Genomic DNA, 20,400 nt, shown 5'->3' with positions numbered 1-20,400 from the left:
TTAGCTCCCCATCCGAGATTCGATCCGCTGCACCGTTTCGGCTGGGACCGTGTCTTGTTCAAGCTGGGCGATTAGGCGGGCCTTGACCTCATCGGGCATTTGGCTGCCAGTCACAAAACTCACCAGTTTCTCGCGACGTTCAGCATCGAGTTCGATCATCTCTGGCGCTGCGGTTTCGGCGCCCGCTTCACCCAAGGGGTTCACCTTAATCCCGGCACCGAGGAGCGGCGAGCGTTCGGCCACGATTCGACGGCCATTCAAATCGCCAACAGCGAGGATGACGTCATCCCCCTGACGGCGCAGAACACTGACAGGAACAGTCGCTAGGCGGTCTTCGTCGTCCAAGGCCAAAACAGCACCATCGGAGCCAACCGCCGTTGCGGGGGCAAGCACGACATTGTGGAGCGAAGGTTCCACTATAAGGACCATGACAAAATCCCCAGGCCGCAGGCCCGGGGCAGAATCAATCGACGCATAAAGCAAGCGCCCTGTTTGGCCATCTGCGACAGTCGGGCTTTCGCGGGTCACGCGGCCTTGGGCTTCGAGTGTAAATCCGGACACATCCAGCGTTGCCTGAACGGGCAGGTCGAGAAGATCACCGTTCGTATCAATCAGACGCGCGTATTGGGCCGTGGACACACGAAACGCGACTTCCAATGCTGACGGGTCAATAAGCTGCGCGATCTGTTCGTTCGCCGTCACGCGCCCACCTTCGACGACTGACACGTCCGACAAGGTTCCGTCAAAGCTGGCCGTAATCGTGGTGTCGCTCAATGTCCGCTCTGCATCCGACACCGACAAACGCACACGGTCGAGGCTTGTGCCTGCCTGATCAACACGCGCCTCGGCTTGAGCCAAAGACTGGCGCTGGCTCAGGACCGAACTATTAGCAGAGGCCACGGCGAGTTCTGCCGTTTCAACGTCTGACGCCGTAACTGTTCCGCGTTCGCGCAAAGCGCGGGACCGTTCAAGAGCAGCTTGGCGAAGGCTCGCCTGTGCTTGCGCTTCGGTAAGGCTGTCGCGGGCAATCTCTAGTGCGCCTTCGGCTTCGCGCAGTTCTGCCTCAGCATCCTTTAGATCGGCTTGAGCAAGGGCAAGGCTCGTCTGAGCTTCGGTCGGATCGATCTGCAGGAGCGTCTGCCCCTCCTTTACCGAACCGCCCTCAACAAAAACAGGATCGGCGCTGATCACGTTGCCGCCAACGGGACTGCGCAGAACGAGTGTTCTCTGACTGCGGACCTCACCGAACACCGTAATCTCGGGTTGAAGGGTTGCGGCCTGAACGGTGATGACATTTACCGACGCAATGCGCTCTCGCTGCCCATAGTTCGGCGCTTCTTGGGACAGTCGCGCTTGGATCGCGCTCCGCACTGTATTGCCAGCGATCGCGAGCAGAGCCAGCGTCAAACCAAGAAGAAAAACACCCGTGAGGCTCCGGCGTAAAAAGCGCATGCTCGCGTCCCATTAAAGTTCAGACATGTTTTAGTGCAAACCCCACGAAGGTCCACAACATAAGTCTAACGGACGTCGATCCTATTTCCGTCGCTTATGTTCTTCGAGACGCGGGAAAATCTCGACAAAGTTACAAGGCATGTGCCGATAGTCGAGTTGCTTCACGAGGATTTCATCCCAAGCATCCTTGCAAGCGCCCGTGCTACCGGGGAGCGCAAAGAGATATGTCCCCATCGCCACGCCCGCGGTCGCACGGCTCTGGATCGCTGAGGTGCCTATCTTTTGCATCGATACTATGGTGAAGACCGTTGAGAACGCGTCGATCTCTTTCTCGTAAACATCGCGATGGGCCTCGACGGTCACATCCCGCCCCGTCAAACCCGTGCCACCTGTCGAGATGATCACATCGACGTCTTTGCTTTCGCACCACTCTCGCAAAATCGTAGCGATATCGTCGCGGTCGTCACGAATGATTTTTCGATCCGCCAGAATATGACCCGCATCAGCGATGCGTGCGACAAGGGTATCACCCGACTTATCTTCGGCCAGCGTTCGCGTGTCGCTCACCGTCAACACAGCAATTCGAACTGGTATGAATTCGCGAACGTTGGTTTGGGTCATGGGTTTGACAGCCGTGCTTTGAGGTCAAGTAAATCCGCCCAAGCATCACGCTTGGCCGTAGGGTTTTTCATCAATTGTTCAGGGTGCGCCAGAGGCAGAACAGGCTTACCCAAAAAAGTGGTCCATTGCCCACGCAGCCTCGAAATGCCGGCTTTACCGAGCAAGGCCTGACAGGGGCTATTACCCATCAGAACAATGATCGCAGGGTCAACAAGTTCGATATGGCGAGTCAAGAACGGCAGCATCATCGCGAGTTCTGCCGCTTCGGGCACGCGGTTCGCAGGAGGGCGCCACGGGAGGACTGTTGTCACATAAACCGACGACGCAGGATCAGGATGGCTTCGGCTCAGTCCAATGGCTCCGACCATCTTATCAAACAGCTCACCAACTGGCCCTGCAAAGGGTTTGCCATGTTGGTCATCATCGCGGTTCGGCGCTTCTCCGATGATCATCACATTTGCGTTCGCGGCCCCGTCACCAAAGACAAAGTTCCGCGCACCTTTCTTCAGCTCACAATGTTCAAACGCCCGCATCGCACCCGCGAGTGATTCCAGCGTCTCTGCCGATTTAGCGGCGGCTTTGGCTATCTCGACAGGATCAACTTTTTCTTTAACTGGAATCGGCGGCGGCGCAGCTTTGCCCAAGGGCGACACTTTGGCCGCAGGCTTTTCATCGACAAGCTCATACCGGTTCATTGGTGCGTCGAGAATTGCCTCGTCCGCTCCCATTTCGACCTGCCATTCAAGCAGGGCATGTGCCGTCCAATAGTCTTGTGCAGATTCCATGGGGCAGACCCTAATGCCTTCTGCGCCAGATGTGCAGAGGTAATCTCAAGGCGCTAGGCTCCCTTGCCGCCTGTCCGCACGTTACCTATAAGCAACCCAAGGCTCGACCGGAGGATTTCATGACATTCAATGCCGCGCACCTGCTGGGGATCGAACACCTCCACCCGACAGAAATCACCACGCTCTTGGACTTGGCGGATCGTTACGCCGAAGAAAGCCGTCAGGGCATTCAGCACAAAGACGTTTTGGCAGGGCTCACTCAGATCAACATGTTCTTTGAGAACTCGACCCGTACCCAATCGAGTTTTGAGCTTGCAGGAAAACGCTTGGGCGCGGATGTGATGAACATGTCTATGGCCACGTCGAGCGTGAAGAAGGGCGAAACGCTGATTGACACAGCGCTGACTCTCAACGCGATGCATCCCGACCTTCTGGTGGTGCGCCACGGGGCATCGGGTGCGGTCGACCTCCTCGCCCAAAAGGTCAATTGTGCCGTGCTGAACGCTGGTGACGGACGCCACGAACACCCGACCCAAGCACTCTTGGATGCGTTGACCATCCGCCGCGCCAAAGGCCGCCTCCACCGCCTGTCGATCGCGATTTGCGGCGATATCGCGCACAGCCGCGTTGCTCGATCGAACATCATGCTTTTGGGCAAGATGGAAAACCGTGTGCGCCTGATCGCTCCGCCGACGTTGATGCCATCTGGCATGCAAGAGTTTGGCGTCGAAGTGTTCGAAGACATGCGTGAAGGCCTGCAGGACGTGGATGTCGTCATGATGCTGCGCCTTCAAAAGGAACGCATGGACGGCGGGTTTATCCCGTCCGAGCGCGAGTACTTCCACCGCTACGGTCTCGATGCGGAAAAACTGTCCTATGCCAAGGACGACGCAATCGTTATGCACCCTGGCCCGATGAACCGCGGCGTTGAAATCGACGGTACCATTGCGGACGACATCAACCGCTCTGTGATCCAGACACAGGTCGAAATGGGTGTGGCAGTTCGAATGGCGGCAATGGACCTCTTAGCTCGGAATTTGCGGGCAAAACGCGCAGCTCAAACCAACGTCGCCGTTTGACCTGAAACAAACCGAGTGGCGCAAAACTGCGATACTGCGGTTTTTGAAAGGAACGACCGATGAGTGACAAACGGAAATCAGACGCGCGAATGGGCGGCATGGTGGCAATGGCCGCACTCGTCGTGATGGCGCTTTTGGTAGTGATCATGGTCGTAATAGCTGGCTGATGGCAAATCGCGAACACCAACCCGACAATGCCATTTTGGGCATGAACCGAAACTTCGTCCCGACGCTCCCTCTCGACGTGGGCGAAGAAGAGATCATGCGCATGACGGCAGATACCGTCACATTTTGGCGATCACAGGCGTGGATGGCGCTGTTTTTCTCGGTCGTGGGCGCGGGCATTTTGATCGGCATCGGCAATCCACACTGGTGGACTGCAACCGTTGGGGCTGTTTTGGCGATTGGGGTTCGGGCACTTTATCTCGGCCCCGACGAACGCAAATCCGTCTGGGTTCTGACCAATCAGCGCATGATGGGCCCACAAAACAAGGTCACAACCTTGGACAACATCACCAAGGTCAACGTGATCTGGACCGCCGTCCAAGTTGTGACCCTGAACGGTGATAAACATCTGATCCGCTATCAGGCCGATCCCGATGCTGTGAAAGACGCGATTGAGGCTGCACAGGGCACTTCCCACTGACACCGCTTGCGCCCTGCGCTTGTTCGCTTATACCCAAAGACCAAAGGCGGCCTGAGGGACGGACATGGACGATATTCTTTTTCACAACGCACGACTGATTGATCCGGTCACATTGACTGATAGCCTAGGGGCGATCACGGTCAAAGATGGCAAAATCACCGCCATCCTCGAAAAAGGCGAAACGCGTCCAGCTAAAGAAACGATTGATTGCGGTGGGCTTTGCCTCGCGCCCGGCATTGTGGACATGGGCGTTAAAGTCGGCGAACCTGGAGAGCGTCACAAAGAGTCCTACCGAACTGCGGGCCGCGCCGCTGCGGCCGGTGGCGTAACAACCATTGTCACCCGCCCCGACACCACGGCTGCGATTGATACCCCTGAAACGCTCGAATTCGTCGCGCGTCGTGCGCAGGCTGATGCAAAGGTCAACGTTTGCCATATGGCCGCGCTGACCAAAGGTCGCGATGGCCGCGAGATGACAGAGATCGGGTTCCTTTTGGATGCGGGGGCCGTCGCCTTTACCGATGGTGATCACGTCGTCACCGATGCTAAGATTTACAGCCGCGCACTGACCTATGCCAAAAGCCTTGGCGCACTGGTCATTGGTCACGTCCAAGAACCAACGCTTTCCGCCGGTTCGTCGGTCACATCTGGTAAATTTGCCTCCCTACGCGGCCTACCAGGGGTCAACCCGATTGCCGAGCGTATGGGCCTCGACCGCGATATTTCGCTGATCGAAATGACAGGTGCACGGTATCACGTGGACCAAATCACAACCGCCCGCGCCTTGCCTGCACTAGAGCGAGCAAAGCGCAATGGTTTGGACGTCACTGCAGGGGTCGGCATCCATCACCTGACACTGAACGAATTCGATGTCGCGGACTATCGGACGTTCTTTAAATTCAAACCGCCTCTGCGCAGCGAAGAAGATCGGATCGCCGTTATTCAAGCTGTTGAGAGCGGATTGATCGATGTGATCTGCTCGATGCACACCCCGCAAGACGAAGAATCCAAACGTTTGCCATTTGAGGATGCGGCAAGCGGTGCGGTCGGGCTTGAAACCTTGCTGCCCGCCTCGCTCCGGCTAGTACATGCTGGGCATATTACGCTGCCAAAACTGTTCCGCGCTCTGTCTCTGAACCCTGCGCGTCGCCTCGGCCTCGACTGTGGTCGGTTGATCGCTGATGCGCCAGCGGATCTCGTTTTGTTCGACCCAGATGCGCCGTTTATCCTCGATCGCTCGAAACTCCGCTCGAAATCCAAAAATACCCCCTTTGATGGCGCTCGTCTTCAAGGCACAGTCGCGGGCACATGGGTCGCGGGTCGCCGCGTCGATCAGGAGTAACCGATGCCCGACTTCAGCCACGCCCCGACCGTCGTTATCCTTTGGGCCGTAATCGGCTATCTTTTGGGGTCCGTTCCCTTTGGCATGATCCTCGCCAAAGCGATGAACCTTGGCGATCTGCGTAAAATCGGGTCGGGTAACATCGGTGCGACCAACGTTCTGCGGACGGGTAACAAAAAAGCCGCTGCGCTGACGCTGATCTTTGATGGTGGCAAGGGTGCTGTGGCTGTTCTACTCGCTCGCGCTTTCGCTGGCGAAGGTGCCGCACAGGCGGCCGCGCTCTTTGCGTTCTTTGGTCACTGTTTCCCTGTTTGGCTGGGTTTTAAGGGCGGAAAAGGTGTCGCGACCTTCATAGGCATCATGCTCGCCATCTCTTGGCCTATCGGCCTGATGGTGTGCGCGACATGGCTTTTGACCGCAGTGATCAGCCGTTATTCGTCACTGTCTGCGCTCTTGGCGTCTGGCCTGTCGCCCGTCTATGCCGCCCTGATCGGACGCCATGACCTGTTCTTGCTCTGCGTTCTACTGGCAGTCCTGATTTACTGGCGCCACTGGGCCAACATTCAGAGACTGCGCAGCGGAACTGAGGGAAAGATCGGCCAAAAGGGCTGATTAGTAGCTATATTCGCCATAAATTTTAGTCAGATCGCCATTCCAATCGCCATTATAACGGGCAATCAGTTCGTCTGCTGGAGCTTGACCCGATTCAAGGCTCTCTTTGAGGGCATTTAGGAAATGGGTCTCATCCGGAATCAGGCCATTCGCGCCTACTTTGGCACGGGCTTTCAAACCAGCTTCGGAAATGGCAACGACTTCTTTGGCGAGGTCCATCATTTTGATGTTGCCGACCTGTGCATGCAGACCGTCGACCGACGCAGCAACACGCAGAGCTTCGCGTGTTTCAGCATCAAACCCTTTAGCCAAATCCCATGCGGCGTCGAGCGCGGATTGATCATACATCATCCCAACCCAAAGCGCAGGCAGCGCGCACAGGCGACGCCATGGGCCACCATCAGCACCACGCATTTCCATGTATTTCTTAATACGCGCCTCGGGGAATGCCGTGGTCAGGTGGTCTGCCCAATCTGACAAAGTCGGGGTTTCACCTGGCAATGCGGGCAACTGGCCTTTCATGAAATCGCGGAACGATTGGCCCAGCGCGTTGATATATTTGCCATCGCGGTAGACAAAATACATCGGCACATCTAGCGCGTAATCCACGTAGCGTTCGAAGCCCATGCCGCCTTCGAACACGAAAGGCAGCATACCCGTGCGGCTGTCATCAAGGTGCCGCCAAATCTGCGAACGCCACGATTTGTGACCGTTCAACTTGCCTTCAAAGAAGGGCGAGTTCGCAAACAGTGCCGTTGCGACAGGCTGAAGCGCCAGAGCCACGCGGAATTTCTGCACCATGTCAGCCTCAGACGCAAAGTCGAGATTCACCTGAACCGTGCAGGTCCGATACATCATTTGCGTGCCGCTTGTGCCAACACGGCCCATGTATTCGGTCATCAGCTTGTAACGCCCCTTGGGCATCACGGGCATGTCTTCGTGCTTCCAAATCGGCGCGGCACCCAGACCGATAAAGCTTACGCCTACTTCATCCGCGATCGAGTGCACTTCACGAAGATGTTCGTTCACCTCATCACAGGTCTGATGGATGGATTCGAGAGGCGCACCCGAAAGTTCCAACTGCCCACCCGGTTCGAGGCTTACATTGGCGCCATTGCGAGTCAGACCGATCAGTTGCCCAGCTTCGAGAACGGGATCCCAACCATAGCGATCACGCAGCCCTTCGAGCATCGCTTTGACCGACCGCTCACCCTCGTATGGGATCGGGCGTAGGCTATCACGGCAGTATCCGAACTTTTCGTGTTCAGTGCCAATGCGCCAATCTTCTTTGGGTTTGCACCCAGAGGCTAGGTATTCCGCCAGCTGGTTATGGCTTTCGATCGGGCCTCCGCCGGATTGTGGTATAGACATGGGGTCGCCTCGATCTGTTGAATTGGTAATGAAGCTTTGAGGTGGACTTGTTAGCGGGTCAAGTCAAGGGATGGTCAGACCTGTTTTTCCACGTGCAAATCACCTGCGCGCCACAGCACAAAACGTTGCTCTTTTTTCGCCTCCAGCGCCTTTAGGGCCGTTGCGAAATCGAACCCTTTTAGCGCCGCAAGCGCATCGACTAGTTTCTCAGCGCCCTGAGCCGCTGACGGTACCGCCAATCTCTGGCCGTCCATCTGGGTGAAAATCCAAAGCGCCTTTGCGCCCGCAGTCACTTGAACCTCAACCATTTTCAGCAGATCCATATCTACGGCCCCGCCAAAATGCGCCGACATCCAAGAAATCCGGCGTTCGTCAATTTCGACGATCCCCGGACCGTCACCTGAGGCCGCTTTGGCAAACCTTGCCCGACGCAGCCCATCGATAGCCACAACGAAACCGACAAGAGTGACCGCATAAGCGAACCAAAGGACGATCCCAAAGCTAAAAGACGCGAGCCACAGGCCAAGCGCAACGATTGCGCCGCCCATGATGGTCTGCTGATGACGTAGCAGCGCCGCTTTGGCTTCAGGCCGGATCAGGTTTGCCATGTCTTACCAATCGCCCAAAAGCTGCTGCCATACCGTAAGTGCGGCAACGGCAGCTGTATCGGCGCGAAGGATACGCGGACCAAGGCTGACGGAATGGGCATAGGGTTTAGATTTCAGACGTACACGTTCTGCCTCGGAAAACCCGCCTTCTGGTCCGATCAAGATCGCCCACGGGCCTTTGCCAGCACCCGTCAAAACCTCTTGGGCACCAACCAACGCCTCGTCACAGAACATCAACTGTCGGCTTTCGTCCCAATGGTCGAGCACCTTGGCCAGCTTCTCCATCTCCCCGACTTCGGGAACATATGTGCCGCCGCACTGCTCTGCCGCCTCAAGCGCGTGGGCTTGAAGGCGTTCTACATTCACACGCCCAGAGTTGGTGAAATCGGTTTGCACAGGGATGATCCGCGCCGCGCCCATTTCTGCCGCTTTTTCAACTATGAAATCTGTGCGGTCTTTTTTGATCGGCGCAAAATAGAACCAGAGGTCAGGCGGCATTTGCAGTGGCTTTGTCTGCGCCACGCACACAAGCGTTCCCGCCTTTTTGCCGGCCTGTGCAACCTCTGCGTCCCATTCGCCGTCTCGACCATTGAACAGAGATACGACAGTGCCTTCGGTCAAACGCATCACGCCAAAAAGGTAATGAGCCTGCTCTTTTTCAAGAGAGACGGTTTGCCCTTCACCAAGGGCCTGTTCTACATAGAGCCGAACTTTAGATGCCATGGGGCGGACAATATGAGCGACACCGACCAAATGCCAGAGGGCACAGTAGCCGATGCGGTTAAAGGCAATTGGGTCGACACGCTGGCGCCTGCATGGACCCGCCCCTACCTCAGGCTATCCCGCGCGGATCGGCCCATCGGAACATGGCTCTTGCTCTTGCCGTGTTGGTGGAGCCTTGCCCTCGCCATTCTGCACACAAACAGCATCGGCCTATTCGATCTCTGGATCGCCGTCAGTTGTGCGGTCGGTGCGTTCTTAATGCGCGGTGCGGGCTGCACGTGGAATGACATCACGGATCGGGACTTTGACGCGGCAGTTGCACGAACACGCTCCCGTCCGATCCCGTCAGGGCAAGTCACCCCGAAGAAGGCAGCCCTATGGATGGGGCTTCAGGCACTCATTTCCCTCGGCATCCTCGTAACCTTTAACGCCTTCACGATTGTCCTCGGCGCGGTGTCAATCATTCCCGTGCTGATCTATCCATTCGCAAAACGGTTCACGTGGTGGCCGCAGGTGTTCCTTGGCATCGCATTCAACTGGGGCGCACTCATGGGCTGGGCCGCGCACACGGGATCACTGGGTTGGCCGCCTGTCCTACTCTACTTAGGCGGCATAGCATGGACACTTTTCTATGACACGATCTACGCCCATCAAGACACCGAAGACGATGCTCTGATCGGCGTGAAATCGACCGCTCGTCTTTTTGGGGATCGCTCTGCGATGTGGCTAAGGTGGTTCCTGATCACGACTGTTGCGCTGCTGGGCTCTGCTGCCGTTCTGGCCACGATCGACCGCTCAATGCTATCTCTGGTGGTAGCCGTTTGTGGCGTGTGGGCGATGGGCTGGCATTTGATGTGGCAACTCACGCGGTTCAATTCCGACGACAACGCCATTTTGTTGAAACTTTTCAGATCTAACCGCGATACTGGGCTCATTCCTGTGCTGTTTTTCGCCTGTGCGGTTTTACTTTGATTGCACCTTTGGGCTGTAGGGCCTAGACAATACGAAATTCAAAAAAGAGCCGCCCTACATATGCGTCTATCCTCGGTTTTCATTCGCGTCGGCACCTTTGGAGTGGCTGCACTGATTGCAACCTTGGGCGCGCAGAGTGCCGTGCACCTTCTCGAAGACAAATCCAAGCTCGCTGTTCAAGAAGCCCTGCTCGACGCTGATCTGGGTTGGGTTCGAGTGATCGGAGATGGCCTTCAGGTCGTGCTCGAAGGCGAGGCCCCTGACGAAGTGTTCCGCCTGCGGGCTGTGAACGCGGCAGGCGGTGTGGTCGATGCAAGTCGCGTTATTAGCAACATGGGCGTTGCCAATCAGACCGGCATCGAAGCCCCTGACTTTGCCATCGAAATTCTCCGCAATGACAGCGGTGTATCGCTGATTGGGCTTATCCCCGCGTCTACTGATCGGCAAAACCTGAATGGTCGAATTGCGACCGCCGCAAAGGGCAGCACGGTGACCGACCTCCTTGAGGGGGCTGATTATCCTGTGCCAGAGGGCTGGCGGAGCGCTGTAAACTTTGCTCTGCGGGCCCTTGAAGTTCTTCCTCGCTCTAAAATCTCGGTCAGTGCTGGGTCGGTGACGATCAACGCAAGTGCTGACAGTGGCGACCAACGCCGTGATCTAGAACAACGGATCAGGTCGTTAAAGCCGGACAATGTCGCGCTTGCTCTGACAATCACCGCGCCGCGTCCAGTTGTGTCGCCCTACATTACGCGTTTCATCATCGACGAAAACGGCGCGCGGTTTGAGGCCTGCACCGCAGATACGGCAGCCTCGCGCGACAAAATCCTGACCGCAGCCCATGCGAACGGCTACGAGGGACGCGATTCGTGCACCTTGGCTTTGGGAGTTCCATCGCGCACGTGGGGCGATGCGGTATCGCAATCGATCAATGCGTTGGGCGAACTGGGCGGCGGGACACTGACCGTTTCGGACGCCGACGTCACAGTGACCGCGCCAGTGAATACGGATCAAGCAACGTTTGACGACGTCATCGGTCGTTTGGACAATGCTCTGCCCGAACTTTTCGCGCTCACTGCGCATCTGCCAACAACGACCGAGAATGGCGCAGATGGTCCCGAGCAGTTCATTGCGACGCTGAGCGAAGACTCCAAACTGGACCTCAGCGGCCGCGTGCCAGATGACCTTACAAACATGGTTATCGAAAACTATGCGCGGGCGAAATTCGCTGGTGACGAGGTTGTCATGGGCACATTGGTCGACAGCGAAGGTCTACCTGCTGGATGGCAAGTCCGCGTTCTGGCTGGCCTCGATGCATTGTCGAACCTGTCGAACGGCACCGTGACGATCCAATCCGATACAATATTGATCACTGGCCAAACTGGTGACGAAGAAGCCTCAGCCAATATTTCAGGCCTACTTGTCGAGAAGTTTGGATCGGATGCGACTTTTAGCGTCGATGTCGAATATGTTCCGCAGCTCGACCTCGTCGTGGAAACCCCGTCGTCCGAAGATTGCGTTGCCCAAATCAATGTCGTCACCGAAGACCGCAAAATCACCTTTGATCCCGGGTCAGCGACGCTCACCACTGACACGCTTCCTGTGATGGACGACATTGCAGAAATCCTCAGCCAATGCGTCGATATAGAGCTCGAAATCGCGGGCTATACCGATAGCCAAGGCAGCGAAGAGATGAACGCTCGACTCAGCCAGAATCGCGCCGAATCTGTGGTTTCAGCGCTTCGTATGCGCCGCATCATCACCTCTAGCTTCACCGCCAAGGGATATGGTGAGGCCGATCCGATCGCCGATAACGACACAGAAGAAGGCCGCGAAGCAAACCGCCGTATCGAATTCCACTTGGTTCAACCCGAACCGACCGAGGACGCGGCACCAGAACCTGATGCGACCGAAACTCCAACCGACGAAACCGCGCCCGTGACCGAGGACGCGCCCGCCGAACCAGCCTCCGAATAAGGGACACGTCATGAACAGAACCGAGCTTATCTTTGCAACGGCAGTCATCCTGTTTGTGGCCTTCTCTTTGGGATGGTTCGCAAGCTGGCTGATCAACCGCTTTACCCGTGTGACCAAAGCCGAAATCGGTGAATTGGACCGCATGGCGCAAGCCCTGCACGAAGCCGAAGAGACACGCGATCAAGCGATCACATATCTGCAACAACGTGAGGCAGAGATCACCAACCAATTGGCGCAGACAGAGGCAGAGTTGCGTGCAGCCATGGACGGTCTACGCGACGCCCGTCACGAAGCCGAAGAGCTTCGGATGTATATCGAAAAGAATAACCTCGGCTGAGATTGCGTTAGTCCCGTGGGGCAGCAGCACGGGCGAGGCGATCATTGATCGCGCGACCCAGCCCAACGTCAGGTACAGGTGACACCGCGATTTTTGCGGCCCCTAGTGCGTTCAGTTGATGAAGGCACTCAAAGAGGTTGGCCGCGGCTTCGACCAAATCACCTGTTTCGGACAACGACAGTGCCGCGCCCTCAACTGGGCCGAATCCCAGAAGGGTTTCGTCCGATTGTGGGTCGGTTACGTTCAAACGCATGGTGCCTTCTGGCGCATAATGTGACGCGAGTTGCCCTGGTGCGACAATTCCTTCTCCTGCGGAGACCAACGGACCGCCCAGAGCGGTCTCGATAGCCTCAGCAGGGACACCGCCCAATCGCAACAGCGCGGGTTCACCCACGCAGCCGACAATTGTAGACTCGACGCCAACGCCGCACTGACCACCGTCGATGACGGCATCAATGCGGCCCGACAATCCAGCGATGACGTGGGACGCCGATGTGGGACTCACACGGCCCGATGGGTTCGCTGACGGTGCTGCAACGGGTCCGTCAAAGCTACGCAAAACATCCTGTGCAATATGACCTTGAGGCACGCGGATCGCTAACGTTTCAAGGCCCGCGGTCACGAGCGGAGAAATACCTGCATCCGCCCGCAACGGTAGGACCAAGGTCAACGCACCAGGCCAAAATTGCGCTGCCAGAACTTCGGCTTCGGCCGAGAATATCACATAGCGGCGGGCCGTCTTCACATCAGGAACATGCACAATCAATGGATTAAACGATGGGCGCCCTTTGGCCGCGTAGATCTGCGCAACAGCGTGATCGTTTCGCGCATCTGCGCCCAGCCCGTATACCGTTTCCGTTGGGAACGCGACCAGCCCTCCGTCACGCCAAATCTGGGCGGCACGGATCAAATCATCACTTTTGGACGAAAGTAGTATGGTCTTCACGGTGGTCATGACGCTGCGTTTCAGTTGCGGGGTCGGAGGGCATGGCTACCCTACTCTTTGATAAAGTGGAATAGACTGACCATTCTTTGGCCAATCCCGTGAAGTGAAGGACATAAGATGCCGTATCGTAGCCCCGTTTCCGATTTTCGGTTCATCATGGATCATATTGTCGATTTTGACGCCGTCGCGCAAACAGACAAATACGAAGAGGCCACACCTGATCTGGTCGACGCTATCCTAGGCGAAGCGGGCAAGCTCTGCGATGAGGTCATTTATCCCGTCCAGCGCAATGGTGATCTGCACCCTGCAAAGCTGGAGAACGGCATCGTTCGCACGTCCCCTGGTTTCGCTGAGGCCTTTTCTGCCATCGCCGAAGGGGGCTGGATTGGCGTTTGCGCGAACCCTGAACACGGCGGCATGGGGCTTCCTGTTGCGATCGGCACAGCAATCAATGACATGCTGTCCGGTGCATGCCTGTCTCTCCACCTCAATCCGCTGCTGACTCAAGGCCAGATTGAAGCGCTGGAACATCACGCAAGCGATGAGATCAAAAAACTGTACTTGCCCAAACTGATTTCGGGCGAATGGACAGGGACGATGAACCTGACCGAACCGCAAGCTGGTTCGGACGTTGGCGCGCTGTCATCCAAAGCGGAACCTCTGGGCGACGGCAGTTTTGCGATCACGGGGCAGAAAATCTACATCACTTGGGGTGATAGCGATTTTAGCGAAAACATCTGCCACCTTGTTTTGGCCCGCTTGCCCGATGGTGTTCCTGGCACAAAAGGCATCAGTCTCTTTATCGTTCCCAAATTCATACCGAACGCAGACGGCACTTTGGGCGAACGAAATAACCTGCGTGTTGTGAGCCTCGAACATAAACTCGGCCTTCACGGTTCGCCAACTGCTGTAATGAGCTATGAAGGTGCGCGTGGCTGGCTGGTCGGCCCCGAAAACGGTGGCATGGCCGCGATGTTCACCATGATGAATAATGCTCGTTTGGGTGTCGGCACCCAAGGGATCGGAATCGCCGAAGCCGCCTATCAAGCCGCTTTGGCCTACGCGATGGACCGCAAACAGGGTAAAGTTGGCGGCACTGGCACCATCGTTGAACACCCCGATGTGCGCCGGATGCTGGCAACGATGAAGGCCGAAATCTTTACCGCACGCACGATTGCGCTGGCGTGTGGCACCGCGATTGACATGGGCATCGCGACGAATGACGAGAAATGGAAAGCCCGCGCGGCACTACTCACCCCGATAGCAAAAGCGTTCGGCACAGATGTTGGCATTGATGTGGCCAATACGGGCATCCAAGTTCACGGCGGCATGGGTTTTGTCGAAGAAACAGGCGCAGCCCAGTATTTGCGCGATGTTCGTGTGACCGCGATTTACGAAGGCACAAACGGCATTCAAGCGATGGACCTTGTTGGGCGTAAAATGATGGACGGCGGCGACGCAGCCTATCGCCTGCTCGACGAAGTTGAAGCAGGTGCAGACGCCGCAAAAGCGAGCCTGCCCGAGCTTGCCGAAGCCGTCTGGCAATCCGCAGAAACCCTGCGTGAGACGACGGAATGGCTGGTCGGCCAAGACATGACCGATCGCTTTGCTGTGTCCGTTCCATATTTGCGTGCGTTCGCACGTGTTCTGGGTGGCCACTACCACCTGACAGCGGCACTCAAAGGCGACGAAACTCGCGAGAAACTGGCGGCATTCTACATCAAACGCCTGCTGCCCGAACATGTCAGCCTCTGCGCTCACGTGCGCGAAGGTAGCGAAGATCTTATGGCAATCTCGCCTGACGATCTGGCAGCGTGATGGACGGCAGCAAAAGCCTGATCCGCTACCCGCATGAAACACCGCCAGAAAATGGTGCGGCCATCGAAATAGCGGAAGGCGTCCTATGGATCCGCCTTCCGCTGCCTATGGCGCTTGACCATGTGAATGTCTACGCGCTGGACGACGGCGATGGCTGGACCCTGATTGACGCTGGCATTAACACGCGGAAATGCCGTGCCGCGATGGAAACCGCGATGGCGGGGCCTCTGGCTGGCAAGCCGATCAAGCGGGTTGTTTTAACCCACCACCACCCCGACCATGTGGGTTTGGCTGGGTGGTTGACAGACCTTGGGGCGGAACTGGTGATGCCCCGTACGGCTTACCTTTTGACGCGCATGCTCACCATGGATGAGCAACCCAATTACTCGGCCCATAACCTTGCCTTCTACCGGCGCAATGGCATGGCGGCCGAGGTTCTTAAGCAGCGCGAAACGGAACGTCCGTTTAATTTTGCCGACTGCGTTTTGCCGCTCCCTGCGGGCTACACGCGCATTTGCGACGGTGAGACGATCACCATGGGTGGGCGCACGTGGGACATACGGATGGGCGACGGCCATGCGCCAGAACACGCAACATTCTGGAGCCGCGATGACGCCCTTGTTTTGGGCGGCGATCAGCTGCTGCCGTCCATCAGCCCGAATATCGGCGTCTACCCGACAGAACCAGAAGGCGATCCATTGGGCGAATGGCTGTGGTCCTGCCGTCAGTTCGCCCAGATCGCCAGCCATGAGCATTTCGTTCTGGGCGGACACAAACTGCCCTACTACGGGCTACCAACTCGACTTCAGCAATTAATCGAAAACCATGAAGGTGCGCTTAACCGCATCGAAGAGCACCTATCGACACCTCGTGTTGGTGGTGACTGCTTTATCCCGCTGTTCAAACGCGAGATTACTGGTGATCAATACGGGTTGGCCTTTGTCGAAACGGTTGCCCATCTCAATCACCTTTTAAAACAGGGTCGCGTGACTCGTGTAATGGGACCAGATGGCGCGTGGCTCTGGCAACGGGTCTAGACCTCTGGGCAGAGAAGGCTAGTGTTATCCCAGACCATGGGGGCACCAATGAGCGAACTTTCCGACACTATCGAAACCTCGGCGGAATACGCCGAGAACGCAGTCCTACCCGCACTTCATGAGGTTCACCTGAGTCCTCATGCACAGTCCGCAGCACCGACACATATTCCGTCAAACCTTCAAGATAACGGTGAAGAGAAAAGCGCTGCGCGGTGGGCCTATGAACGCCTGATCCTGTATATTCAAAATTTTGAAAAGCAGCTGAACGCAGACCAAGAGGTCGCCATGGGCTTTACTGGCTCGGACGCGGGCGTAATGCGGATAGAAGGTTTGGGGTATTTCGACCCCGATATCGTGACGTTCTACGGGAGCACCGACACGGGCACCCGCACCCAATTGATTCAGCACGTGGCGCAGCTAAACGTGATGTTGATGGCCCTTCCAAAACCAACAGAGCAAGCAGAGCCCACGCGGATCGGGTTTGAATTGGCGAAAGACCTCGAAACGATAGCATGATGGACATTTTGACATCGTGACAGACAGAATTGAATCGTCTATCCACGCGCAAAGCGAACAGAATTCGAGAAGGAGCCTCACATGGCTGAACATAAGCACGGCACCATGGACGCCAGCACACACGAAGCAACCTTTGAAGGCTTCGTAAAATTCTCATCCCGTGTCGCGACAATCTGTATTGTCGCACTGGTGTTGCTTGCTCTGATTAACGGCTAATCAGCAAGTCACAAATTTCGCGCTTGGGGGCGCGCATTGATGGATCGGCGATCATTCTTAATAGGTGCGCCGCTGGCATTGGCTGGCTGCGCCGCCGAACCCGTCTGGGCACCTGACAATCAGGTCGCCAGCATGCGCTATCATCACGATGGCCCGCCGCGCCTTACCCTTATGACCATGCGCAACGTAGGCTCTGGCCGCGGCGCCCATACGAGCCTCATGGTCAACGCTTCCGAACGGGTCATTTGGGACCCCGCCGGATCGTTCAAACATCCTTCGATCCCTGAACGTAACGATGTCATCATCGGTGTCACGCCACAGATCGAAGAATACTATATCTCTTACCATTCCCGTGCGACGTTCTACACTGTCGTCCAAGAGCTCGATGTCTCTGCCGATGTTGCGGAACGTGCGCTTCGGGCTGTGATGTCACATGGTGCCGTGCAGAAAGCCAATTGCGCACGGTCGACCTCGGCCATCTTGAAATCCCTACCGGGGTTTGAACATATCCGCGTCACGTTCTTTCCGGAAACATTGGAAACGCAATTCGGCAAATTGCCCGGCGTTCGGACCCGTGAAGTGCGTGAGGATGATTCCGACGACAACGCGCAGGTGCTCTACCAGATTCAGGTTAGCCCACTGCGCTAAGCTGCAATCCGATAATCAGCACCGCACTCCCCGCGACAATCGCAGGAAGAACCTTACGCGTCATCATCCCTACCGCCAGCGTGGTCAACGCTGCAAGCAGTCGAACGGGATCGGTCTGGCCATTGGTCGCATTCGGCCAAAGCACCTGTGGCGCGACGAGTGCGGGCAGCACAGCCACTGGCGTGAACCGTAACAAACGAACGACAATGGGCGGCAAGGGACGATCCCCAATCAATCCCAAGAATGAAAATCGGATCAGGAATGTCCCGACGGCCAAAATGACGATGACCGTCCAAACCAGCATTGCATCTACTGCCATGTCGCGCTCCGTTTTTCTTGCCAAATTTCCACTGCGGCCCCTGCTGCCATGGCGCAGGCCGCAGCAATCAAAAGTCCCATGCCCGACGGCAAACCAGAGAGTATAAGACCAACCGCGACTGACACCGAGGCCGCAATCATCTGCGGCACCGTTCTTAGCATTGGCCCAACCAGCGCGATAAAGGTGATCGGCAGAATGAAATCGATACCAAGGTCCGTGGGAATAGATTTGCCAATCAACGCCCCAACTAATGTCGCCGCAATCCAAGTCGGCACAATGGGAGTGGCGACACCGAAAAAGAAGGTAACCTTGCGTTCAACGGGCCAATCTGAATTTTGCTCGTAGGCAATGCTGGCAACCGCATAGGTTTGATCAAAATTCATGTAGGCGATCAGCGCGCGCTGCCACAGCGGGGCCTTGCCAAGATGCGGCACCAGTGCGGCGGAATACATCGCCATCCGCAGATTTACCGCCAACGCAGCGGCGATGATCAACCAAAGCCCCGCGTTATCAACCATCATCTGCAACGCCGTGAACTGAGCGGCCCCCGCGATCACAAGCATTGTCATGCCCATGGTTTGCGTCAGAGTCAGCCCTGCATCCATCGCAACAACGCCAAACAAGAGGCCAAACGGAACGACGACGAACATGAATGGCAAACCGCCAGTCAAACCTTGGCGATAGGCCAACGCACGCGAAGAGGAGGGCATAATGATCAACCAGAATATGAAACGTCGAATTTGATCATTTATTCAAACTCGATGTTTGACAACCCCTCGACGATCACGAAATTGATCAGTCAAACGCGCCAGTCACACGGCCCACAAGCATAAAGGCCCGCGCAGTTCTGGTTTCTGACAACGCGGCGATTTCCTCGTCCGTGGCCTGCGGTTCGAAGGCCACGAGCATCTGATCAAAACGACGTAGGAAATGGTGCGCAGCATCGCGGAAAATAGCATCCTCGCGCATTCGAGCCGAGGTCAGAGCCAAACAGGACCGATCTCGAATCCCACCCAGAACCGCCGTTGCACGCCCGCGTTCACCCTTCGCAAAGCGACGCCAAATTTCTGGACGGGCACGGTCGGGCCGCATGTCGTCCATATAGATGCCGTCTTGGGACAAGAGCGTAAGGACATCTTGGCTCGCCTGAACCAACTGGCGGGCTTGGCGGTCCTTGAGTGCGGCACGAAGGGCAGCAAACCCATCTGCATCCTGATCCGATTCTGGAAAATTGATCGCGCGGATCAATATTGCATTCGAAAGCGGCGGCTGTAGCTCTTCGGCTGTGGTCCCCAAGGCGAGGCTCGGCTGACCGTCTGATGGTTCGGGCTTGGCCAAGGGCAGTTGCACACGGCCTTGTTGGCGGGCCGACGAAAACGTCGCCAAAACTGTCTCTGTCTTCTGCGCAGATTGCGCAATTGCAGCCAGCTTTTCTTCGACTTGTCCCGTGATCGCTTTGGACTTCGCCTCGCGCTCGGCAAACAGCGCCTGCCGCATGTCATCGATTGAGCTACGCAGGCGTTCCGTTTCTTCGCGATAGATACGCGCGGTTCGTGCTGCGCTGGCGGCGACCCAAATCACTGCCACAGGCAAAAACAGTGCAACAAGCGTCATGACAAAGCGCAGGCTGTCCATTGACCCATCGCCAGACGACGGCGCAAAATAGAAAAATGCGCCCGCACCAACGAGCCAAATGAACGTAACCGAATAGCCAATAAGCTCCGCACTCGAGAGAGAGCGAGGTTCGTCTTGGGTTTCTTTAGCTTTGCCTAGACCAGTGCCCATGGCGTGCCGCCTTCCAGCGTTAAACGAAGAGGACCGACAGAATTTCGTAGCTACGGTCGCCGCCAGGTGTGCGCACTTCGACGCTGTCACCTTCGTCCTTACCGATCAAAGCACGCGCGAGCGGCGATTTGATGTTCAGCTTGCCGTTCTCGAGATCCGCTTCGTATTCACCAACGATCTGATATTTCTTCTCTTCGTCGGTGTCTTCATCGACCAGTTCAACCGTTGCGCCGAATTTGATTGTGCCAGACAATTTCGACGGATCAATAACTTCAGCAAGGGACAGAACGCCTTCGAGTTCTTTAATACGGCCCTCGATAAACGACTGTTTTTCTTTCGCAGAGTGATACTCAGCGTTCTCGGAAAGATCGCCCAGCGCACGCGCTTCAGCAATGGCCTGAATGATCGCAGGACGTTCCACCGATTTAAGGTGTTTGAGTTCAGCGTCAATCTTGTCAAAACCGGCCCGAGTCAGCGGGATCTTTTCCATATTTTACTCCGTCGCACGTCTGTCGTGTTCTCTTGCCCATAACCTATCGGGCAGGTCAAAAGTCAATAGCCCCGCATATCGATTAAAGCTACAAGAAATCAAT

General features: G+C 56.4%; 23 protein-coding genes. 12 read left to right on the top strand and 11 right to left on the bottom strand.

Going from position 1 to position 20,400, the window contains the following annotated elements; all coding sequences use genetic code 11:
* From BSK21_RS01955 to BSK21_RS01945, 3 genes are all read right to left on the bottom strand, one after another.
* The gene (locus BSK21_RS01955; protein ID WP_067550249.1) at positions 1 to 1,452 is read right to left on the bottom strand and encodes an efflux RND transporter periplasmic adaptor subunit; all 1,452 of its coding nucleotides are present in this window, start codon (positions 1,450 to 1,452) and stop codon (positions 1 to 3) included.
* An 81-nt stretch (positions 1,453 to 1,533) separates the two neighbouring features.
* Complete coding sequence (gene moaB / locus BSK21_RS01950) at positions 1,534 to 2,073, bottom strand: molybdenum cofactor biosynthesis protein B (RefSeq protein ID WP_067550251.1); 540 nt, start codon at positions 2,071 to 2,073, stop codon at positions 1,534 to 1,536.
* Positions 2,070 to 2,858 carry a uracil-DNA glycosylase family protein gene (locus BSK21_RS01945; RefSeq protein WP_067550253.1) on the bottom strand — a complete coding sequence of 263 codons (789 nt, stop codon included), beginning with the start codon at positions 2,856 to 2,858 and terminating at the stop codon, positions 2,070 to 2,072. The genes moaB and BSK21_RS01945 overlap by 4 nt, the downstream gene beginning before the upstream one ends.
* Before the next feature lie 119 nt (positions 2,859 to 2,977).
* Here BSK21_RS01945 and BSK21_RS01940 point away from each other — a divergent pair, with 119 nt between their 5' ends.
* The 4 genes from BSK21_RS01940 (at position 2,978) to plsY (ending at position 6,537) form a co-directional block, all read left to right on the top strand.
* Positions 2,978 to 3,937 (top strand): aspartate carbamoyltransferase catalytic subunit, encoded by a 960-nt coding sequence (locus BSK21_RS01940; RefSeq protein ID WP_067550255.1) that lies wholly within the window; start codon positions 2,978 to 2,980, stop codon positions 3,935 to 3,937.
* A gap of 166 nt (positions 3,938 to 4,103) precedes the next feature.
* Complete coding sequence (locus BSK21_RS01935; protein WP_082959426.1) at positions 4,104 to 4,583, top strand: hypothetical protein; 480 nt, start codon at positions 4,104 to 4,106, stop codon at positions 4,581 to 4,583.
* A gap of 64 nt (positions 4,584 to 4,647) precedes the next feature.
* Positions 4,648 to 5,925: a dihydroorotase gene (pyrC, locus tag BSK21_RS01930; RefSeq protein WP_067550257.1), complete on the top strand. Its 1,278-nt coding sequence runs from the start codon at positions 4,648 to 4,650 to the stop codon at positions 5,923 to 5,925.
* Between the two features lie 3 nt (positions 5,926 to 5,928).
* Positions 5,929 to 6,537 carry a glycerol-3-phosphate 1-O-acyltransferase PlsY gene (plsY, locus tag BSK21_RS01925; protein ID WP_067550259.1) on the top strand — a complete coding sequence of 203 codons (609 nt, stop codon included), beginning with the start codon at positions 5,929 to 5,931 and terminating at the stop codon, positions 6,535 to 6,537.
* Here plsY and BSK21_RS01920 read toward each other — a convergent pair whose 3' ends face one another.
* From BSK21_RS01920 to BSK21_RS01910, 3 genes are all read right to left on the bottom strand, one after another.
* Positions 6,538 to 7,908, bottom strand: a complete 1,371-nt coding sequence (locus BSK21_RS01920) for a glutamate--cysteine ligase (protein WP_067550261.1) — start codon at positions 7,906 to 7,908, stop codon at positions 6,538 to 6,540.
* Positions 7,909 to 7,982: 74 nt separating this feature from the next.
* Complete coding sequence (locus BSK21_RS01915; protein WP_067550263.1) at positions 7,983 to 8,516, bottom strand: hypothetical protein; 534 nt, start codon at positions 8,514 to 8,516, stop codon at positions 7,983 to 7,985.
* Positions 8,517 to 8,519: 3 nt separating this feature from the next.
* Complete coding sequence (locus BSK21_RS01910) at positions 8,520 to 9,239, bottom strand: 16S rRNA (uracil(1498)-N(3))-methyltransferase (RefSeq protein ID WP_067550265.1); 720 nt, start codon at positions 9,237 to 9,239, stop codon at positions 8,520 to 8,522.
* Positions 9,240 to 9,251: 12 nt separating this feature from the next.
* On the opposite strand from BSK21_RS01910, the gene ubiA reads away from it, so the two are divergent.
* Genes ubiA through BSK21_RS01895 form a run of 3 tightly spaced genes read left to right on the top strand, consistent with a single transcriptional unit; the run spans position 9,252 to position 12,522 of the window.
* Positions 9,252 to 10,211: a 4-hydroxybenzoate octaprenyltransferase gene (ubiA, locus tag BSK21_RS01905; RefSeq protein WP_067550267.1), complete on the top strand. Its 960-nt coding sequence runs from the start codon at positions 9,252 to 9,254 to the stop codon at positions 10,209 to 10,211.
* Positions 10,212 to 10,271: 60 nt separating this feature from the next.
* Positions 10,272 to 12,185, top strand: a complete 1,914-nt coding sequence (locus tag BSK21_RS01900; protein ID WP_067550269.1) for an OmpA family protein — start codon at positions 10,272 to 10,274, stop codon at positions 12,183 to 12,185.
* 10 nt (positions 12,186 to 12,195) lie between these two features.
* Entirely contained in the window at positions 12,196 to 12,522 is a 327-nt protein-coding gene (locus tag BSK21_RS01895; protein ID WP_067550271.1) for a hypothetical protein, read from the top strand.
* A 7-nt stretch (positions 12,523 to 12,529) separates the two neighbouring features.
* Here BSK21_RS01895 and BSK21_RS01890 read toward each other — a convergent pair whose 3' ends face one another.
* Positions 12,530 to 13,477, bottom strand: coding sequence for an L-threonylcarbamoyladenylate synthase (locus BSK21_RS01890; RefSeq protein WP_067550273.1), 948 nt, complete (start codon positions 13,475 to 13,477; stop codon positions 12,530 to 12,532).
* Positions 13,478 to 13,585: 108 nt separating this feature from the next.
* Here BSK21_RS01890 and BSK21_RS01885 point away from each other — a divergent pair, with 108 nt between their 5' ends.
* From BSK21_RS01885 to BSK21_RS01865, 5 genes are all read left to right on the top strand, one after another.
* A complete protein-coding gene (locus tag BSK21_RS01885; RefSeq protein WP_067550275.1) occupies positions 13,586 to 15,286 on the top strand; it encodes an acyl-CoA dehydrogenase in 1,701 nt (566 codons plus the stop codon).
* Positions 15,286 to 16,323, top strand: a complete 1,038-nt coding sequence (locus tag BSK21_RS01880; RefSeq protein ID WP_067550277.1) for an MBL fold metallo-hydrolase — start codon at positions 15,286 to 15,288, stop codon at positions 16,321 to 16,323. The genes BSK21_RS01885 and BSK21_RS01880 overlap by 1 nt, the downstream gene beginning before the upstream one ends.
* 48 nt (positions 16,324 to 16,371) lie before the next feature.
* A complete protein-coding gene (locus tag BSK21_RS01875; RefSeq protein WP_067550278.1) occupies positions 16,372 to 16,839 on the top strand; it encodes a DUF6173 family protein in 468 nt (155 codons plus the stop codon).
* A gap of 81 nt (positions 16,840 to 16,920) precedes the next feature.
* Positions 16,921 to 17,055, top strand: a complete 135-nt coding sequence (locus tag BSK21_RS01870) for an aa3-type cytochrome c oxidase subunit IV (RefSeq protein WP_067550280.1) — start codon at positions 16,921 to 16,923, stop codon at positions 17,053 to 17,055.
* 39 nt (positions 17,056 to 17,094) lie between these two features.
* The gene (locus tag BSK21_RS01865; RefSeq protein WP_067550282.1) at positions 17,095 to 17,703 is read left to right on the top strand and encodes a hypothetical protein; all 609 of its coding nucleotides are present in this window, start codon (positions 17,095 to 17,097) and stop codon (positions 17,701 to 17,703) included.
* On the opposite strand, the gene BSK21_RS01860 is transcribed toward BSK21_RS01865, so the two are convergent.
* The 4 genes from BSK21_RS01860 to greA form a co-directional block, all read right to left on the bottom strand.
* Complete coding sequence (locus BSK21_RS01860; protein ID WP_067550284.1) at positions 17,687 to 18,022, bottom strand: AzlD domain-containing protein; 336 nt, start codon at positions 18,020 to 18,022, stop codon at positions 17,687 to 17,689. The two genes, BSK21_RS01865 and BSK21_RS01860, sit on opposite strands and share 17 nt — an antisense overlap.
* Positions 18,013 to 18,732, bottom strand: coding sequence for an AzlC family ABC transporter permease (locus BSK21_RS01855; RefSeq protein ID WP_067550286.1), 720 nt, complete (start codon positions 18,730 to 18,732; stop codon positions 18,013 to 18,015). Before BSK21_RS01855 ends, BSK21_RS01860 begins: the two co-directional genes overlap by 10 nt.
* 85 nt (positions 18,733 to 18,817) lie before the next feature.
* Positions 18,818 to 19,807, bottom strand: coding sequence for a hypothetical protein (locus BSK21_RS01850; protein WP_067550288.1), 990 nt, complete (start codon positions 19,805 to 19,807; stop codon positions 18,818 to 18,820).
* Positions 19,808 to 19,826: 19 nt separating this feature from the next.
* Positions 19,827 to 20,297, bottom strand: coding sequence for a transcription elongation factor GreA (greA, locus tag BSK21_RS01845; RefSeq protein ID WP_067550290.1), 471 nt, complete (start codon positions 20,295 to 20,297; stop codon positions 19,827 to 19,829).
* Positions 20,298 to 20,400: the final 103 nt, after the last annotated feature.

This window comes from Marivivens sp. JLT3646 (genome assembly GCF_001908835.1).
GTDB lineage: Bacteria > Pseudomonadota > Alphaproteobacteria > Rhodobacterales > Rhodobacteraceae > Marivivens > Marivivens geojensis.
The sequence above is the reverse complement of the archived record's forward strand: the minus strand, read 5'-3'. Positions and strand labels throughout refer to the sequence as shown.

Coding starts and splice junctions, on each gene's coding strand:
- BSK21_RS01955 (WP_067550249.1), bottom strand. CDS start 1,452: ATGCGCTTTTTACGCCGGAGCCTCACGGGTGTTTTTCTTCTTGGTTTG.
- moaB (WP_067550251.1), bottom strand. CDS start 2,073: ATGACCCAAACCAACGTTCGCGAATTCATACCAGTTCGAATTGCTGTG.
- BSK21_RS01945 (WP_067550253.1), bottom strand. CDS start 2,858: ATGGAATCTGCACAAGACTATTGGACGGCACATGCCCTGCTTGAATGG.
- BSK21_RS01940 (WP_067550255.1), top strand. CDS start 2,978: ATGACATTCAATGCCGCGCACCTGCTGGGGATCGAACACCTCCACCCG.
- BSK21_RS01935 (WP_082959426.1), top strand. CDS start 4,104: ATGGCAAATCGCGAACACCAACCCGACAATGCCATTTTGGGCATGAAC.
- pyrC (WP_067550257.1), top strand. CDS start 4,648: ATGGACGATATTCTTTTTCACAACGCACGACTGATTGATCCGGTCACA.
- plsY (WP_067550259.1), top strand. CDS start 5,929: ATGCCCGACTTCAGCCACGCCCCGACCGTCGTTATCCTTTGGGCCGTA.
- BSK21_RS01920 (WP_067550261.1), bottom strand. CDS start 7,908: ATGTCTATACCACAATCCGGCGGAGGCCCGATCGAAAGCCATAACCAG.
- BSK21_RS01915 (WP_067550263.1), bottom strand. CDS start 8,516: ATGGCAAACCTGATCCGGCCTGAAGCCAAAGCGGCGCTGCTACGTCAT.
- BSK21_RS01910 (WP_067550265.1), bottom strand. CDS start 9,239: ATGGCATCTAAAGTTCGGCTCTATGTAGAACAGGCCCTTGGTGAAGGG.
- ubiA (WP_067550267.1), top strand. CDS start 9,252: ATGAGCGACACCGACCAAATGCCAGAGGGCACAGTAGCCGATGCGGTT.
- BSK21_RS01900 (WP_067550269.1), top strand. CDS start 10,272: ATGCGTCTATCCTCGGTTTTCATTCGCGTCGGCACCTTTGGAGTGGCT.
- BSK21_RS01895 (WP_067550271.1), top strand. CDS start 12,196: ATGAACAGAACCGAGCTTATCTTTGCAACGGCAGTCATCCTGTTTGTG.
- BSK21_RS01890 (WP_067550273.1), bottom strand. CDS start 13,477: ATGACCACCGTGAAGACCATACTACTTTCGTCCAAAAGTGATGATTTG.
- BSK21_RS01885 (WP_067550275.1), top strand. CDS start 13,586: ATGCCGTATCGTAGCCCCGTTTCCGATTTTCGGTTCATCATGGATCAT.
- BSK21_RS01880 (WP_067550277.1), top strand. CDS start 15,286: ATGGACGGCAGCAAAAGCCTGATCCGCTACCCGCATGAAACACCGCCA.
- BSK21_RS01875 (WP_067550278.1), top strand. CDS start 16,372: ATGAGCGAACTTTCCGACACTATCGAAACCTCGGCGGAATACGCCGAG.
- BSK21_RS01870 (WP_067550280.1), top strand. CDS start 16,921: ATGGCTGAACATAAGCACGGCACCATGGACGCCAGCACACACGAAGCA.
- BSK21_RS01865 (WP_067550282.1), top strand. CDS start 17,095: ATGGATCGGCGATCATTCTTAATAGGTGCGCCGCTGGCATTGGCTGGC.
- BSK21_RS01860 (WP_067550284.1), bottom strand. CDS start 18,022: ATGGCAGTAGATGCAATGCTGGTTTGGACGGTCATCGTCATTTTGGCC.
- BSK21_RS01855 (WP_067550286.1), bottom strand. CDS start 18,732: ATGCCCTCCTCTTCGCGTGCGTTGGCCTATCGCCAAGGTTTGACTGGC.
- BSK21_RS01850 (WP_067550288.1), bottom strand. CDS start 19,807: ATGGGCACTGGTCTAGGCAAAGCTAAAGAAACCCAAGACGAACCTCGC.
- greA (WP_067550290.1), bottom strand. CDS start 20,297: ATGGAAAAGATCCCGCTGACTCGGGCCGGTTTTGACAAGATTGACGCT.